Raw genomic sequence first — 12,306 nt, 5'->3', positions numbered from 1 at the left:
CTCTAATTAACTAGAAACTTTCTCCTCGTCGATTTCTTCCACTTCAACAAGGTGGTTTACTTTTTTTAACATACCTCTGATCTCTGGGGTATCGTCTTTTACAACGCTAGAATCTATTTTCCCAAGCCCTAGAGCTTTTATAGTCTTACGCTGTACAGGAGCGCACCCAATAACACTTCGTCTTAAGGTAACATTCAATTTTTTTTGGCCCATACTGCTACCTCCTTAGTTTAGTAATTCATCTACTGACTTGCCGCGTAGCTTCGCCACTTCCTCAGCACGCTTTAATTCAGATAGGCCGGTCATTGTAGCTTTAACCATATTTAGCGGGTTATTAGAACCTATAGACTTGGTCAAAACATCCCTGATTCCTGCCAGTTCAAGCACGGCTCTAACAGGCCCGCCTGCAATAACACCAGTACCTTCGCTAGCCGGTTTTAAAAATACTCTTCCCCCACCAAACACTCCTGTTATTTCGTGAGGAATAGTGGTATTCACGATAGGAACCTTTATAAGACTCTTTTTGGCATCGTCGACTCCTTTTTTGATAGCTTCTGGTACTTCGACAGCTTTTCCAAGGCCGACACCAACATGACCATTTTTATCGCCTACAACAACCACTGCACTAAAGCTAAATCTTCTACCACCTTTAACAACTTTAGTAACCCGGTTTATGGCAACTACGTTTTCTTCTAATTCAAGCTGTTCAGCATCTATCATACTGTGCTTTTTAAGCAAAATCAAATTCCCTCCCTTTTAAAATTTTAGGCCATTTTCACGAGCAGAATCCGCTAGTGCTTTGACTCTACCATGGAATTTATATCCACCTCGGTCAAATATAACTTCTTCAACACCCTTTTCCTGGGCTTTCTTCGCCAGTTTTTCTCCTACCTTTTTACTGGCTTCTATATCAGGTTTCCCCTTATATTCTTTTAGATCTGGCTCTACTGTAGAGGCAGAAACCAGAGTGTGTCCTTCATTGTCATCTATTATTTGAGCATAAATATTATTAAGGCTTCTAAACACATTAAGCCTGGGCTTTTCAGTTGTTCCATACACCTTTTTCCTAACTCTTTTGTGACGTTTTTTTCTAGCTAAATTTCTATTAATTTTTGCCATTAAACTCCCTCCTTTCTAAAAAGACCCATTAGCCACCAGCTTTACCAACTTTGCTAATAACTTTCTCGTCCTGATATCTTATACCTTTTCCTTTATATGGCTCCGGCGGTCTGATATCTCTTATCTGTGCAGTGATCTGGCCGACTTTTTCTTTATCAATTCCTTTAACGGTAATAATATTAGCTTTTGGAACATCTATTTCAATTCCTTCAGGTGGTTCCAAAGTCACCGGGTGAGAATATCCTACATTTAGTACTAGATTGTTCCCTTCCTTTTTTGCACGATATCCAACACCATGTATTTCCAGAGTCTTTTCGTATCCGTTAACTACACCTTCAACCAGGTTATTAATCAAACTTCTTGTCAGTCCATGAAGCGATTTATGCTTTTTACTGTTAGTTGGCCTTTCAACTACTACCTGGCCTTCTTCTTCTTTTATTATCATAGCGCTTGGTATAGTTCTTTCAAGTTCACCTTTAGGTCCTTTTACTTTAACTTTATTTTTATCTAGTGTAAACTCCACATTATCAGGAATTTTTATCGGCAAAACGCCAATCCTGGACATTAATACATACACCTCCATTCCTTTGCTTTTCCACTGGCAGCGATTATTACCAAATATAACAGAGAACTTCGCCACCAATTCCTTCTTTCCTTGCTTCTTTGTCAGTCACTAGACCTCTGGAGGACGAAATAACAGCAACTCCTATACCACCTAAAACTTTAGGCAGTTCGTCTTTATTTGCATAGACTCTTAGGCCTGGTTTGCTTATCCTCTTTAGTCCTGATACAACTTTTTCTTTATTAGGTCCGTATTTCATATATACCCTTAGTTTACCTTGTTTGTTATCTTCTATATATTTGTAATCAGAAATGAAACCTTCTTCTTTCATAATCCTCGCTATTTCTGTTTTCAAATTAGATGCTGGTATTTCAACTTTTTCATGATAAACGTCATTTGCGTTTCTTATCTGGGTCAAAAAATCAGCAATAGGATCACTCATTGACATCTCAGGTAAGACCCCCTTCCTTTCATATGATAGTAATTACCAGCTTGCTTTCTTAATTCCGGGAATTTTCCCTTCGCTTGCAAGCTTTCTAAAACAAATTCGACACAGTCCAAACTTTCTAAGATAACCTCTAGAGCGCCCACATACATTGCAACGTGTATATGCTCTTGTTTTAAATTTAGGCCTCTTATTAGCTTTTTCTTTTAAAGCTTTTCTGGCCATCTATTTCCCTCCTAACGGTAGTTGTTAGTAATTTAGTCTGCAAAAGGCATACCGAATAAACTTAACAATTCTTTTGCTTCTTCGTCAGTCTCAGCTGTTGTGTTAATTATTATATCCATACCCTGAACTTTCTCTACATCATCATATTCAATTTCCGGAAAAATCAGCTGCTCCCTAACACCCAAGCTGTAGTTTCCTCTTCCATCAAAAGATTTTGGGGAAACTCCTTTGAAGTCTCTAACCCTTGGAAGAGCAACATTAATTAACTTCTCTAAAAAGTGATACATTTTTTCTCTTCTCAAAGTCACCTTGCATCCAATTGGCATACCTTCTTTTATCTTAAATCCAGCAACGGATCTCTTTGCCCTAAGAATAACAGGCTGTTGCCCTGTTATTTTCTTCATATCTTCAAAGGCTGAGTCAAGCAGTTTTGGATTTTCTTTTGCTTCTCCAACACCCATATGAACTATAACTTTTTCTATTTTGGGCACCTGCATTACATTCTCGTACTCAAATTTCTCCATCATTTTTTCTTTTAAGGTATCAGTGTACATTTCTTTTAATTGGGACAAAAAACTCGCCTCCTTTCCTATGACTACTTATCACAGTGACTTGCCACACTTCTTGCATATTCTTTCTTTTTCACCCGCATCCGTCACTTTCTTTCCAGTTCTAACCGGGCGATCGCATTTTGAACAAAACAACATTACTTTGTCCGCATATATAGGAGCTTCTTGCTCCACAATACCCCCCTGAGGGTTTTGTTGACTAGGACGGGTATGTTTTTTTATCATGTTAACACCCTCTATAAGCACTTTCTCTTCTGAAGGGAACCCTCTAAGCACTTTTCCTTTTTTGCCTTTGTCTTTACCTGAAAGGACTACTACCGTGTCACCTTCTCTAACATGAATTTTGGCTTTGCCCATCTGTTACACCTCCCTCTTCCTACAGTACCTCAGGAGCAAGAGATATTATTTTCATATAGTTATTCTCTCTTAGTTCCCTGGTCACCGGACCAAATATTCTGGTCCCTCTTGGATCTTTTTCATTATTAATTAATACACACGCGTTTTCGTCAAATTTTATATATGAACCATCTTTTCTTCTAATCCCTGATTTTGTTCTGACTATCACTGTACGTACTATTTCACCTTTTTTAACTGTTCCACCCGGTGTAGCTTCTTTAACAGAAGCCACTATTACGTCGCCAATATTGGCATATTTTTTCATTGAGTCCTCGGGGACTTTTATACATTTAACTTTTCTTGCCCCGGAGTTATCAACAACTTTTAGTGTAGACTCCTGTTGGATCATATTAGTTCCCCCTTTCTTCACTCATGTAAACTTCGGCGAGGATAAACAGGACGTTATAGTTTGGCTTTTTCAACTACATTGACCAAGCGCCATCTTTTATCTTTTGAGATTGGTCTAGTTTCCATAATTCTTACCGTATCGCCCTGTCTTGTTTCATTATTCTCATCATGAACTTTCATCTTTTTGGTTCTTTTTATTCGTTTTTTATATAAAGGGTGTTTTATAAAACCTTCTACTGCAACTACCCTAGTTTTATCCATCTTATCACTTACAACTTTACCTACTCTAACTTTGCGATTGCTTCTTTCCAAACATTATCCCTCCTTTAACCTGTGTTTAATTCCCTTTCTCTGATAATTGTTTTTACTCTAGCTATTTCTTTTTTAACCTGCCTAATTCGCATCGGGTTTTCAACTTGGCCAGTAGCAGATTGGAATCTAAGGTTAAATAATTCATCTTTCAATTCGTCTAACTTTTTATCTAATTCTTGGTTTGTTAGTTCTCTTATTTCTTTAGCTTTCATCATCATCACCACCAAAGGTTTCTCTTTTTACAAACTTAGTTTTGATTGGCAGTTTATGGGATGCTAATCTCATAGCCTCCCTTGCAACTTCATCACCAACACCGGCAAGCTCAAACATAATTCTACCTGGTTTTACAACTGCAACCCACTCTTCCGGTGTACCTTTTCCACCACCCATTCTTGTTTCGGCTGGTTTCATTGTATATGGTTTGTCTGGAAAAACCTTAATCCAAACTTTTCCTCCGCGTTTTATATATCTAGTCATTGCAACCCTGGCAGCCTCAATTTGCCTGCTTGTTATCCATGCAGGTTCTAGGGCTTGTAGACCATATTCACCAAAGGCAACTTCTTTTCCACCTTTTGCTTTGCCTTTCATTCTGCCTCTTTGATAACGGCGAAACTTTGTACGTTTAGGCATTAGCATTGTTATCTGCCTCCTTCTTTTTCACTCGCTTTTTCAGTAGCCTCTGTCTCTAGTTCAGGTAATACTTCTCCTTTATAAATCCAGCATTTAACACCTATTCTTCCATAAGTTGTATGGGCTTCTGCCATGCCGTAGTCAATGTCTGCTCTTAAAGTATGAAGAGGAACGGTCCCTTCTGTATACCATTCTTTTCTTGCCATGTCAGAACCACCCAAGCGGCCGCTACACATAACTTTTATTCCCTCAGCTCCGGCTCTCATCGCACGTCCAACTGCCTGTTTCATGGCCCTTCTAAAAGCAACACGTCTGGTTAGAGCTTGAGCAATATTACTTGCTACCAGGTTAGCATCTAGTTCTTGACTTTTAATTTCCATGACATTAATGTGTACTTTTTTCTCTGTCAAACTTTCTAAATCATGTCTTAGCTTCTCAACACCACTTCCACCTTTACCGATTACCATACCAGGTTTAGCAGTGTGGACTGTAATCCGAACTCTATTCGCAGCACGTTCAATTTTCACTTTGCTTACACCTGAGTTTTCTAAATTGTTTTCAATATAGTCTCTTATTTTTAAATCCTCATGAAGAAGTTCTTGGTAATCTTTATCTGCAAACCAGTTAGCATCCCAGTCACGTATAATTCCCAGACGCAGTCCTATTGGGCTTACTTTATTTCCCAAGTTTTTATCCCTCCTTTTTTTCTTTTACAACCATAGTTATATGACTTGTTTTCTTATTTATCGGAGTTGCTCTACCCATAGCACGGGGACGAAATCTTTTTAGAGTTGGTCCTTCGTCGACCCAACCTTTTGCTATATATAAATTATCAGGATCCATTTCAAAATTATTTTCCGCATTAGCACATGCGGAGTCTAGAAGTTTCTCCAAAATCCGTGCTGATTTTTTAGTAGAAAGCTTCAAAAGACCTTTTGCTTCTTCTGCATTTTTATTTCTAACTAAATCCATAACTTCCCTGGCTTTTCTTGGAGCAACCCGCACATACCTGGCTTTTGCTTTAGCTTCCATTCTCAATTCCCTCCTTATCTTTCACATGTTTATTTAAGGGCAGTGGATCTTTCTGTATGGTCACCGTGTCCCCTGAAAGTACGGGTTGGCGCAAACTCACCTAGCTTATGGCCTACCATATCTTCAGATATATATATAGGCACGTGTTTTCTGCCATCATGGACAGCTATTGTAAACCCTACCATTTCGGGCAAAATAATCGAACGTCTTGACCAGGTTTTAATAACCTGTTTCTTTTTCTCCTTCTGCATTTTCCTAACTTTTTTTAGCAAATGGTCATCTATAAAAGGACCTTTTTTTAAGGAGCGACCCATAATTTTACCTCCCTTCCCTTCTTGTATTAAATAGCCTCTAATAAGACAAACTTATTTTTTCTTCTTATGGCGACTGCGAACAATGTATTTATCACTAGGCTTTGCTTTTCTTCTGGTTTTATAACCTTTTGATTTTTGTCCCCATGGTGTCATTGGGCTTACACGTCCAACTGGAGTTTTCCCTTCTCCTCCACCATGCGGGTGGTCAACTGCATTCATTACTACCCCGCGTACCGTTGGCCTTCTACCTAGCCAGCGACTTCTACCAGCTTTACCTATGCTTTGGTTTTCGTGTTCTACATTCCCTACTTGACCTATAGTAGCTTTACATTCTAAAAGCACTAATCTCACTTCTTCTGAAGGTAATTTTACGTGAGCATATTTACCTTCTTTTGCAGCCAGTTGACACGCTGTACCAGCTGATCTAGCTAATTGTCCACCTTTTCCAGGTTTTAGCTCGACGTTATGAATTAATACACCAGTAGGAATATCTTTTAGTTTCTTGGCATTTCCAGGCTTAATGTCAGCACTCGGTCCACTAACCACTTGATCTCCCACTTTTAATCCTAGCGGTGCTAATATATATCTTTTCTCACCATCAAGATAGTTTAGAAGTGCAATATATGCAGAACGATTGGGGTCATATTCAATTGCTGCCACCTTTGCAGGAACTTGTTCTTTATCTCTTTTGAAATCAATAATTCTATATTTTCTTTTATGTCCTCCACCCTGATGCCTTACAGATATTGTGCCTCTACTATTTCTTCCCGCTTTTTCTTTAAGCGGTTCAAGTAAAGACTTTTCCGGTTCTTTTTTGGCAGTCTCTGGCTTTTCTACTACTGTCATAAAACGTCTACCGGGAGAGGTGGGTTTAAATCTTTTTAAAGCCATCTTCCTATTCCCTCCTTAACGACTCTCCAAAATTCTATTCAAATATCTTAATTGGTTTAGAGTCTTCTTTTAGAACTACAATTGCTTTTTTCCAATCTGGCCTTCTACCTTCATACCTACCAAGGCGCTTTGGCTTTCCTGTCATATTCATTGTTCTTACCTTTTTGACATCAGCCTCGAACAATTTCTCAACGGCCTGTTTTATCTGTGTTTTATTAGCTTTCTTGTCAACTACAAAAGTATATTTGTTGTCTTCAATCTCCTCAGTACTTTTCTCAGTAATCCAAGGTCTTATAATTACATCTCGAGGATCCATTAGCAAAACACCTCCTCGATACGGTTAACTGCATCTTTAGTTAAAATTAAGTGATCATACTTTAAAATGTCATAGACATTAATATTGTCTGCTTCTATTGATCTAACTCCAGGTATATTCCTTGAGGATTTATATACATTTTTGTCAGAACCTTTTGTTACAAGCATTGCCTTTTTGTTAACCTTTAGATTTTCTAGTAGACCTACTACCTCTTTAGTTTTTGGCTGATCTAGTTCAAAGCTGTCTACTACTACAAGTTCCCCGTCTCTAAGTTTAGCACTTAAAGCAGACTTTAATGCTTTTCTCTTAACTTTTTTGGGCAGCTTATATGAATAATCTCTAGGCTTTGGGCCAAAGATTACTGACCCCCCTACCCATAAAGGTGATCTTGTTGTACCAGCACGTGCTCTGCCAGTACCTTTTTGACGGTATGGCTTACGGCCTCCGCCTCTAACTTCTCCTCTTTTTTTGGCAGAAGCTGTCCCTCTTCTTTTTGATGCAAGCTGCATATTAACTACATCGTGCATCACATCTTCTTTTATCTCAGCAGCAAAGATTTCATCGACAAGGTTAATGTCTCCGACTTCTTCGCCTTCTTTATTATAAAGAGCCACTTTAGGCATGCTATTCCTCCTTTCTGACTTCACTGTCAGTAACTACCCTAATGAACTTAACTTATGATGTTTCTGCTTTAACGCCGTCAACTATTTTTACCAGGCTTCTTTTTGGTCCAGGCAGGGCACCTTTAACTAGTATTACATTCTTTTCTGGGTCAATGTCTACTATTTCTAGATTTTGTACGGTAACTGTGTCGCCGCCCATTCTTCCTGGCATTTTTTGATTCTTATAAACTCTAAAATCACCCATTGCTCCTATAGAGCCAGGTTTTCTATAGTGTCTTGAACCATGTGTCTTGGGTCCTGTTGACTGTCCAAATCTTTTCACAGTTCCTTGATAGCCCTTACTCTTTGAAGTTCCTGTAACATCGACTATATCCCCTGCTTTAAATTGATCTACTTTAAGCTCTTGCCCTATTTCATATTCATCTGCATCTTCTAGCCTAAACTCAGCCAAGTGCTTCATATAGTCCACACCTGCTTTATCGAAATGTCCCTTAGTTGGTTTGTTCACTCTATGATTTTTGGTTTTTTTATATCCAAGCTGAACAGCTTTATAGCCATCATATTCTTCAGTTTTCTTCTGAACTACCGGGCATGGACCCGCTTGAATAACTGTTACCGAAACTAGTTCTCCGTCCTCTTTGAATATTTGGGTCATCCCAAGCTTCTCACCCATAATTGCCTTCTTCATCCTTTACACCTCCTAACAATCCAAAGCGCTAGTTATAACCAGCGTTAATTTACAGTTTGATTTCGATATCCACACCAGATGGAAGGTCTAATCTCATTAGTGCATCAACAGTTTTTGATGTGGGATCTAATATATCTACCAATCTTTTGTGCGTTCTCATCTCAAATTGTTCTCTAGAATCCTTAAATTTATGGGGTGCTCGAATAACAGTATACACACTTTTGTCAGTTGGCAGCGGTACGGGGCCACTTACGTTGGCTCCAGTTCTCTTAGCAGTCTCTACAATCTTTTCTGAAGATTGATCTAAAACCACATGATCAAAAGCTTTAAGCCTAATTCGAATCTTTTGTTTGGCCATCTAAACCTTTCCCTCCTTATACTTCCATATTCCATTAACCAATAAGACAAAAAAATGAGGAGAAGCAGGTAATAACCTAAACTCCTCATTCTTTATATCTTAAACAGTATGAGTTTTTACTCTATAATACTAGCAACTACTCCTGCACCAACTGTGCGGCCACCTTCACGAATAGCAAATCTCAGCCCCTCTTCGATAGCTATTGGAGTTATTAGCTTTATCTCCATCTCTACGTTATCTCCAGGCATTACCATCTCTACACCCTCTGGCAGGTCTACTACTCCGGTAACGTCTGTCGTCCTGAAGTAGAACTGAGGACGATAACCCGTGAAAAACGGCGTATGACGACCTCCCTCTTCTTTCTTCAAGACATAAACCTCTGCCTTAAAGTGGGTATGAGGCTTTATGCTCCCTGGCTTAGCTAATACCTGACCACGCTCTACTTGTTCTTTATCTATACCTCTCATCAGTGCCCCAATGTTGTCTCCTGCTTCTGCATAGTCCATCTGCTTCCTAAACATCTCTACTCCAGTTGCTACCGTCTTCTTTGGACGGTCTGACATTCCTACTATCTCTATCTCATCTCCTACGTTTACTTTGCCTCTTTCTACTCTGCCTGTAGCCACTGTGCCACGTCCAGTTATGCTGAATATATCCTCTATTGGCATCAAGAATGGCTTATCTGTGTCACGCTCTGGCGTAGGAATATACTCGTCTATTGCATCTATCAGTTCTAGTATAGGACCGCATGCTTCACAGTCACGGCTACCGCATCCACATTCTAATGCCTGAAGTGCTGAGCCCGTTATCACAGGAGCCTCGTCTCCATCAAAGTCATACTCGCTTAGTAGGTCTCTTACTTCCATCTCTACTAGTTCTAGTAGTTCTTCGTCATCTACCATGTCTGCCTTGTTCAAGAATACTACTATATATGGTACCCCTACCTGACGGGATAGTAGAATATGCTCTCTTGTCTGAGGCATCGGACCGTCTGCCGCACTTACCACCATTACTGAACCGTCCATCTGTGCTGCACCTGTGATCATGTTCTTTACATAGTCCGCGTGACCTGGACAGTCTACGTGGGCATAGTGACGATTGTCTGATTCATACTCCACGTGAGCTGTACTTATGGTTATTCCTCTTTCTTTCTCCTCTGGCGCCCTATCGATCTCATCAAAGGCTTTTACCTCTGTGCTTCCTGCGGATGATAAAACCTTGGTTATCGCTGCCGTCAATGTCGTCTTTCCGTGGTCTACGTGACCTATTGTACCTATATTTACGTGCGGTTTTGTCCTTTCAAATTTTTGCTTCGCCATAAATATTACCTCCTTACACAATATAGTTTTTTGTTAGTTTGTTAATTTCGCACTTTCCTTTTATTTTTGGCCTATAAGTTCAGATGCAACACTATTTGGAAGCTCATCATAATGTGAGAATTCCATAGAATAGGTTCCTCTTCCTTGAGTTCTTGATCTAAGTTCAGTGGCATAACCAAACATTTCAGCAAGTGGAACATAAGCCGTAATGACTTTGGCACCAGCTCTGTCTTCCATTCCTTCGATCTGACCTCTACGGGAGTTTATATCTCCCATTACATCCCCCATATACTCTTCAGGGCAAATAACTTCAACTTTCATAATAGGTTCTAGTAAGCATGGATCAGCTTTTTTTACTGCATCCTTAAGGGCCATAGAACCTGCAATTTTGAATGCCCCTTCTGAAGAGTCAACTTCGTGGTAAGATCCATCATACAGCCTGACCTTAACATCCATTATTGGGTATCCAGCTAAAACACCATTTTCCAAAGCTTCTCTAATACCAAGATCTACAGAAGGTATATACTCTTTTGGTATGACTCCACCTACAATTTGATCTTCAAATTGATATCCTTCGCCTCTTTCTCGTGGCTCAATTTCGATATAAACATGACCATATTGTCCTCTACCACCAGACTGGCGGATAAATTTACCTTCTGCCTTGGCAGGTTTTTTGATTGTCTCTTTGTATGCTACCTGAGGTTTACCCACATTTGCTTCTACTTTAAATTCTCTAAGAAGCCTATCTGTGATAACCTCAAGGTGTAGCTCTCCCATACCTGATATGATTGTCTGACCGGTTTCCTCGTCAGTATAAGTTTTGAATGTTGGGTCCTCTTCAGACAATTTGTACAGTGAAGTTGACATTTTCTCTTGGTCAGCTTTTGTTTTAGGTTCAATTGCAACAGATATAACAGGCTCAGGGAACTGCATTGATTCTAGGATAATTTGGTTCTTTTCATCGCAAAGAGTATCACCTGTGGCAGTATCCTTGAATCCTACAGCCGCTGCGATGTCTCCAGTGTAAACAACGTCTCTTTCTTCTCTGTGGTTAGCATGCATCTGTAGTATCCTGCCAACTCTTTCTTTTTTACCTTTGACTGGATTAAAGACATAAGACCCTGATTTAATAGTGCCCGAATATACTCTGAAAAAGCACAACTTTCCTACATAAGGATCTGTCATTATCTTAAAAGCAAGAGCGCTAAATGGTTCGTCATCACTACTGATCCTTTTGTCCTTTTCCTCTTCACCTTCTACTACATCTTTTGAAGGAATAATACCTTCAATTGGTGGCACATCCACCGGGGAAGGCAAGTAATCAATAACTGCATCTATTAAAAGCTGAACTCCTTTGTTTTTATAGCCTGAACCACACAAGACTGGAGTTATATCATTTGAGATGCACCCTTCTCTTAGGGCTTTTCTGATCTCATCTTCTGTAACTTCTTCACCTTCTAGATACTTATCCATCAATTCATCGTCAACTTCTGAAACTGATTCTACTAGGCTTTCTCTATATTCTTCAGCTTTATCCTGCATGTCTTCTGGAATATCAATTTCTTCTCTTTCCATTCCAAGCTTATCTTTATAAGCGTAAGCTTTCATTGTAACCAGGTCTATAACTCCAGTGAAATGATCTTCTTTTCCTATGGGTAGTTGAATCGGTACTGCATTTGCTTGAAGACGTTCTTTCATCATCTCTACTACGTTGTAAAAGTCGGCACCAACAATATCCATCTTATTTATAAAGGCCAGTCTTGGCACACCATATTTGTCAGCCTGTCTCCATACAGTTTCAGACTGGGGCTCAACGCCCCCTTTAGCGCAAAAGACTCCAATAGCACCGTCTAGAACGCGCAAGGACCTTTCAACCTCTACAGTGAAATCAACGTGCCCTGGCGTATCAATGATATTCACTCGATGATTTCGCCATTGACATGTAGTAGCCGCAGAGGTAATGGTAATACCTCTTTCCTGCTCCTGGTCCATCCAATCCATGGTAGCAGCACCATCATGGGTCTCACCTAATTTATGAACTCTACCAGAATAAAATAAAATTCTCTCTGTAACAGTTGTTTTCCCTGCATCTATATGAGCCATCAAACCGATGTTACGTGTTTTCTTTAGGGAAAATTGTCTGCCCATTAGTATCCCCC

The 12,306-nt window shown here is 39.6% G+C and carries 22 protein-coding genes; all 22 read right to left on the bottom strand.

Going from position 1 to position 12,306, the window contains the following annotated elements; genetic code table 11:
• Positions 1–6 precede the first annotated feature (6 nt).
• Positions 7–213 (bottom strand): 50S ribosomal protein L30, encoded by a 207-nt coding sequence (gene rpmD, locus ACONDI_RS15225; protein ID WP_241079379.1) that lies wholly within the window; start codon positions 211–213, stop codon positions 7–9.
• A gap of 12 nt (positions 214–225) precedes the next feature.
• Positions 226–720 carry a 30S ribosomal protein S5 gene (gene rpsE / locus ACONDI_RS15220; protein ID WP_241080980.1) on the bottom strand — a complete coding sequence of 165 codons (495 nt, stop codon included), beginning with the start codon at positions 718–720 and terminating at the stop codon, positions 226–228.
• Positions 721–756: 36 nt separating this feature from the next.
• Positions 757–1,119, bottom strand: a complete 363-nt coding sequence (rplR, locus tag ACONDI_RS15215) for a 50S ribosomal protein L18 (protein ID WP_241079378.1) — start codon at positions 1,117–1,119, stop codon at positions 757–759.
• Positions 1,120–1,147: 28 nt separating this feature from the next.
• The gene (gene rplF / locus ACONDI_RS15210) at positions 1,148–1,684 is read right to left on the bottom strand and encodes a 50S ribosomal protein L6 (RefSeq protein WP_241079377.1); all 537 of its coding nucleotides are present in this window, start codon (positions 1,682–1,684) and stop codon (positions 1,148–1,150) included.
• A 46-nt stretch (positions 1,685–1,730) separates the two neighbouring features.
• The gene (gene rpsH, locus ACONDI_RS15205; protein WP_241079376.1) at positions 1,731–2,129 is read right to left on the bottom strand and encodes a 30S ribosomal protein S8; all 399 of its coding nucleotides are present in this window, start codon (positions 2,127–2,129) and stop codon (positions 1,731–1,733) included.
• Between the two features lie 36 nt (positions 2,130–2,165).
• Positions 2,166–2,351: a type Z 30S ribosomal protein S14 gene (locus ACONDI_RS15200; protein ID WP_241079375.1), complete on the bottom strand. Its 186-nt coding sequence runs from the start codon at positions 2,349–2,351 to the stop codon at positions 2,166–2,168.
• Between the two features lie 32 nt (positions 2,352–2,383).
• The gene (rplE, locus tag ACONDI_RS15195) at positions 2,384–2,923 is read right to left on the bottom strand and encodes a 50S ribosomal protein L5 (RefSeq protein WP_241079374.1); all 540 of its coding nucleotides are present in this window, start codon (positions 2,921–2,923) and stop codon (positions 2,384–2,386) included.
• 30 nt (positions 2,924–2,953) lie between these two features.
• Positions 2,954–3,277 carry a 50S ribosomal protein L24 gene (gene rplX / locus ACONDI_RS15190; RefSeq protein WP_420848155.1) on the bottom strand — a complete coding sequence of 108 codons (324 nt, stop codon included), beginning with the start codon at positions 3,275–3,277 and terminating at the stop codon, positions 2,954–2,956.
• 19 nt (positions 3,278–3,296) lie between these two features.
• The gene (gene rplN / locus ACONDI_RS15185) at positions 3,297–3,665 is read right to left on the bottom strand and encodes a 50S ribosomal protein L14 (protein WP_241079373.1); all 369 of its coding nucleotides are present in this window, start codon (positions 3,663–3,665) and stop codon (positions 3,297–3,299) included.
• Between the two features lie 53 nt (positions 3,666–3,718).
• Entirely contained in the window at positions 3,719–3,976 is a 258-nt protein-coding gene (gene rpsQ / locus ACONDI_RS15180) for a 30S ribosomal protein S17 (protein ID WP_277397792.1), read from the bottom strand.
• A gap of 14 nt (positions 3,977–3,990) precedes the next feature.
• The gene (rpmC, locus tag ACONDI_RS15175; protein WP_241079372.1) at positions 3,991–4,188 is read right to left on the bottom strand and encodes a 50S ribosomal protein L29; all 198 of its coding nucleotides are present in this window, start codon (positions 4,186–4,188) and stop codon (positions 3,991–3,993) included.
• Entirely contained in the window at positions 4,178–4,612 is a 435-nt protein-coding gene (gene rplP / locus ACONDI_RS15170; protein WP_241079371.1) for a 50S ribosomal protein L16, read from the bottom strand. Before rplP ends, rpmC begins: the two co-directional genes overlap by 11 nt.
• Positions 4,613–4,614: 2 nt before the next feature.
• The gene (gene rpsC, locus ACONDI_RS15165) at positions 4,615–5,292 is read right to left on the bottom strand and encodes a 30S ribosomal protein S3 (RefSeq protein ID WP_241079370.1); all 678 of its coding nucleotides are present in this window, start codon (positions 5,290–5,292) and stop codon (positions 4,615–4,617) included.
• A 4-nt stretch (positions 5,293–5,296) separates the two neighbouring features.
• Entirely contained in the window at positions 5,297–5,638 is a 342-nt protein-coding gene (gene rplV / locus ACONDI_RS15160; RefSeq protein ID WP_241079369.1) for a 50S ribosomal protein L22, read from the bottom strand.
• 29 nt (positions 5,639–5,667) lie between these two features.
• Positions 5,668–5,952 carry a 30S ribosomal protein S19 gene (gene rpsS / locus ACONDI_RS15155; RefSeq protein ID WP_241079368.1) on the bottom strand — a complete coding sequence of 95 codons (285 nt, stop codon included), beginning with the start codon at positions 5,950–5,952 and terminating at the stop codon, positions 5,668–5,670.
• Positions 5,953–6,003: 51 nt separating this feature from the next.
• Entirely contained in the window at positions 6,004–6,843 is an 840-nt protein-coding gene (gene rplB, locus ACONDI_RS15150; RefSeq protein WP_241079367.1) for a 50S ribosomal protein L2, read from the bottom strand.
• Between the two features lie 34 nt (positions 6,844–6,877).
• A complete protein-coding gene (gene rplW / locus ACONDI_RS15145; protein WP_241079366.1) occupies positions 6,878–7,159 on the bottom strand; it encodes a 50S ribosomal protein L23 in 282 nt (93 codons plus the stop codon).
• A complete protein-coding gene (rplD, locus tag ACONDI_RS15140; protein ID WP_241079365.1) occupies positions 7,159–7,782 on the bottom strand; it encodes a 50S ribosomal protein L4 in 624 nt (207 codons plus the stop codon). The genes rplW and rplD overlap by 1 nt, the downstream gene beginning before the upstream one ends.
• 52 nt (positions 7,783–7,834) lie before the next feature.
• Positions 7,835–8,470, bottom strand: coding sequence for a 50S ribosomal protein L3 (rplC, locus tag ACONDI_RS15135; protein WP_241079364.1), 636 nt, complete (start codon positions 8,468–8,470; stop codon positions 7,835–7,837).
• Positions 8,471–8,519: 49 nt separating this feature from the next.
• Positions 8,520–8,828 carry a 30S ribosomal protein S10 gene (gene rpsJ / locus ACONDI_RS15130; RefSeq protein ID WP_241079363.1) on the bottom strand — a complete coding sequence of 103 codons (309 nt, stop codon included), beginning with the start codon at positions 8,826–8,828 and terminating at the stop codon, positions 8,520–8,522.
• Between the two features lie 116 nt (positions 8,829–8,944).
• Complete coding sequence (gene tuf / locus ACONDI_RS15125; protein ID WP_241079349.1) at positions 8,945–10,147, bottom strand: elongation factor Tu; 1,203 nt, start codon at positions 10,145–10,147, stop codon at positions 8,945–8,947.
• Positions 10,148–10,207: 60 nt separating this feature from the next.
• Positions 10,208–12,295: an elongation factor G gene (gene fusA / locus ACONDI_RS15120; RefSeq protein ID WP_241079362.1), complete on the bottom strand. Its 2,088-nt coding sequence runs from the start codon at positions 12,293–12,295 to the stop codon at positions 10,208–10,210.
• Between the last annotated feature and the right edge of the window lie 11 nt (positions 12,296–12,306).

Origin of the sequence: Natranaerofaba carboxydovora (genome assembly GCF_022539405.1) — a bacterium.
In the GTDB taxonomy this organism is placed as follows: Bacteria; Bacillota; Natranaerobiia; order Natranaerobiales; family Natranaerofabaceae; genus Natranaerofaba; species Natranaerofaba carboxydovora.
This window is presented reverse-complemented; position numbering and strand designations above follow the sequence as displayed.

What these genes read in the sequence shown, in the direction of transcription:
- ACONDI_RS15200 (WP_241079375.1), bottom strand. Translation starts at nt 2,351, where the DNA reads ATGGCCAGAAAAGCTTTAAAAGAAAAAGCTAATAAGAGGCCTAAATTT.
- rplD (WP_241079365.1), bottom strand. Translation starts at nt 7,782, where the DNA reads ATGCCTAAAGTGGCTCTTTATAATAAAGAAGGCGAAGAAGTCGGAGAC.
- rpsH (WP_241079376.1), bottom strand. Translation starts at nt 2,129, where the DNA reads ATGTCAATGAGTGATCCTATTGCTGATTTTTTGACCCAGATAAGAAAC.
- rplR (WP_241079378.1), bottom strand. Translation starts at nt 1,119, where the DNA reads ATGGCAAAAATTAATAGAAATTTAGCTAGAAAAAAACGTCACAAAAGA.
- rplF (WP_241079377.1), bottom strand. Translation starts at nt 1,684, where the DNA reads ATGTCCAGGATTGGCGTTTTGCCGATAAAAATTCCTGATAATGTGGAG.
- rpmD (WP_241079379.1), bottom strand. Translation starts at nt 213, where the DNA reads ATGGGCCAAAAAAAATTGAATGTTACCTTAAGACGAAGTGTTATTGGG.
- rpsS (WP_241079368.1), bottom strand. Translation starts at nt 5,952, where the DNA reads ATGGGTCGCTCCTTAAAAAAAGGTCCTTTTATAGATGACCATTTGCTA.
- rplX (WP_420848155.1), bottom strand. Translation starts at nt 3,277, where the DNA reads ATGGGCAAAGCCAAAATTCATGTTAGAGAAGGTGACACGGTAGTAGTC.
- rpsE (WP_241080980.1), bottom strand. Translation starts at nt 720, where the DNA reads ATGATAGATGCTGAACAGCTTGAATTAGAAGAAAACGTAGTTGCCATA.
- rplC (WP_241079364.1), bottom strand. Translation starts at nt 8,470, where the DNA reads ATGAAGAAGGCAATTATGGGTGAGAAGCTTGGGATGACCCAAATATTC.
- rplV (WP_241079369.1), bottom strand. Translation starts at nt 5,638, where the DNA reads ATGGAAGCTAAAGCAAAAGCCAGGTATGTGCGGGTTGCTCCAAGAAAA.
- rplP (WP_241079371.1), bottom strand. Translation starts at nt 4,612, where the DNA reads ATGCTAATGCCTAAACGTACAAAGTTTCGCCGTTATCAAAGAGGCAGA.
- rplB (WP_241079367.1), bottom strand. Translation starts at nt 6,843, where the DNA reads ATGGCTTTAAAAAGATTTAAACCCACCTCTCCCGGTAGACGTTTTATG.
- rplW (WP_241079366.1), bottom strand. Translation starts at nt 7,159, where the DNA reads ATGGATCCTCGAGATGTAATTATAAGACCTTGGATTACTGAGAAAAGT.
- tuf (WP_241079349.1), bottom strand. Translation starts at nt 10,147, where the DNA reads ATGGCGAAGCAAAAATTTGAAAGGACAAAACCGCACGTAAATATAGGT.
- fusA (WP_241079362.1), bottom strand. Translation starts at nt 12,295, where the DNA reads ATGGGCAGACAATTTTCCCTAAAGAAAACACGTAACATCGGTTTGATG.
- rpsJ (WP_241079363.1), bottom strand. Translation starts at nt 8,828, where the DNA reads ATGGCCAAACAAAAGATTCGAATTAGGCTTAAAGCTTTTGATCATGTG.
- rpmC (WP_241079372.1), bottom strand. Translation starts at nt 4,188, where the DNA reads ATGAAAGCTAAAGAAATAAGAGAACTAACAAACCAAGAATTAGATAAA.
- rplN (WP_241079373.1), bottom strand. Translation starts at nt 3,665, where the DNA reads ATGATCCAACAGGAGTCTACACTAAAAGTTGTTGATAACTCCGGGGCA.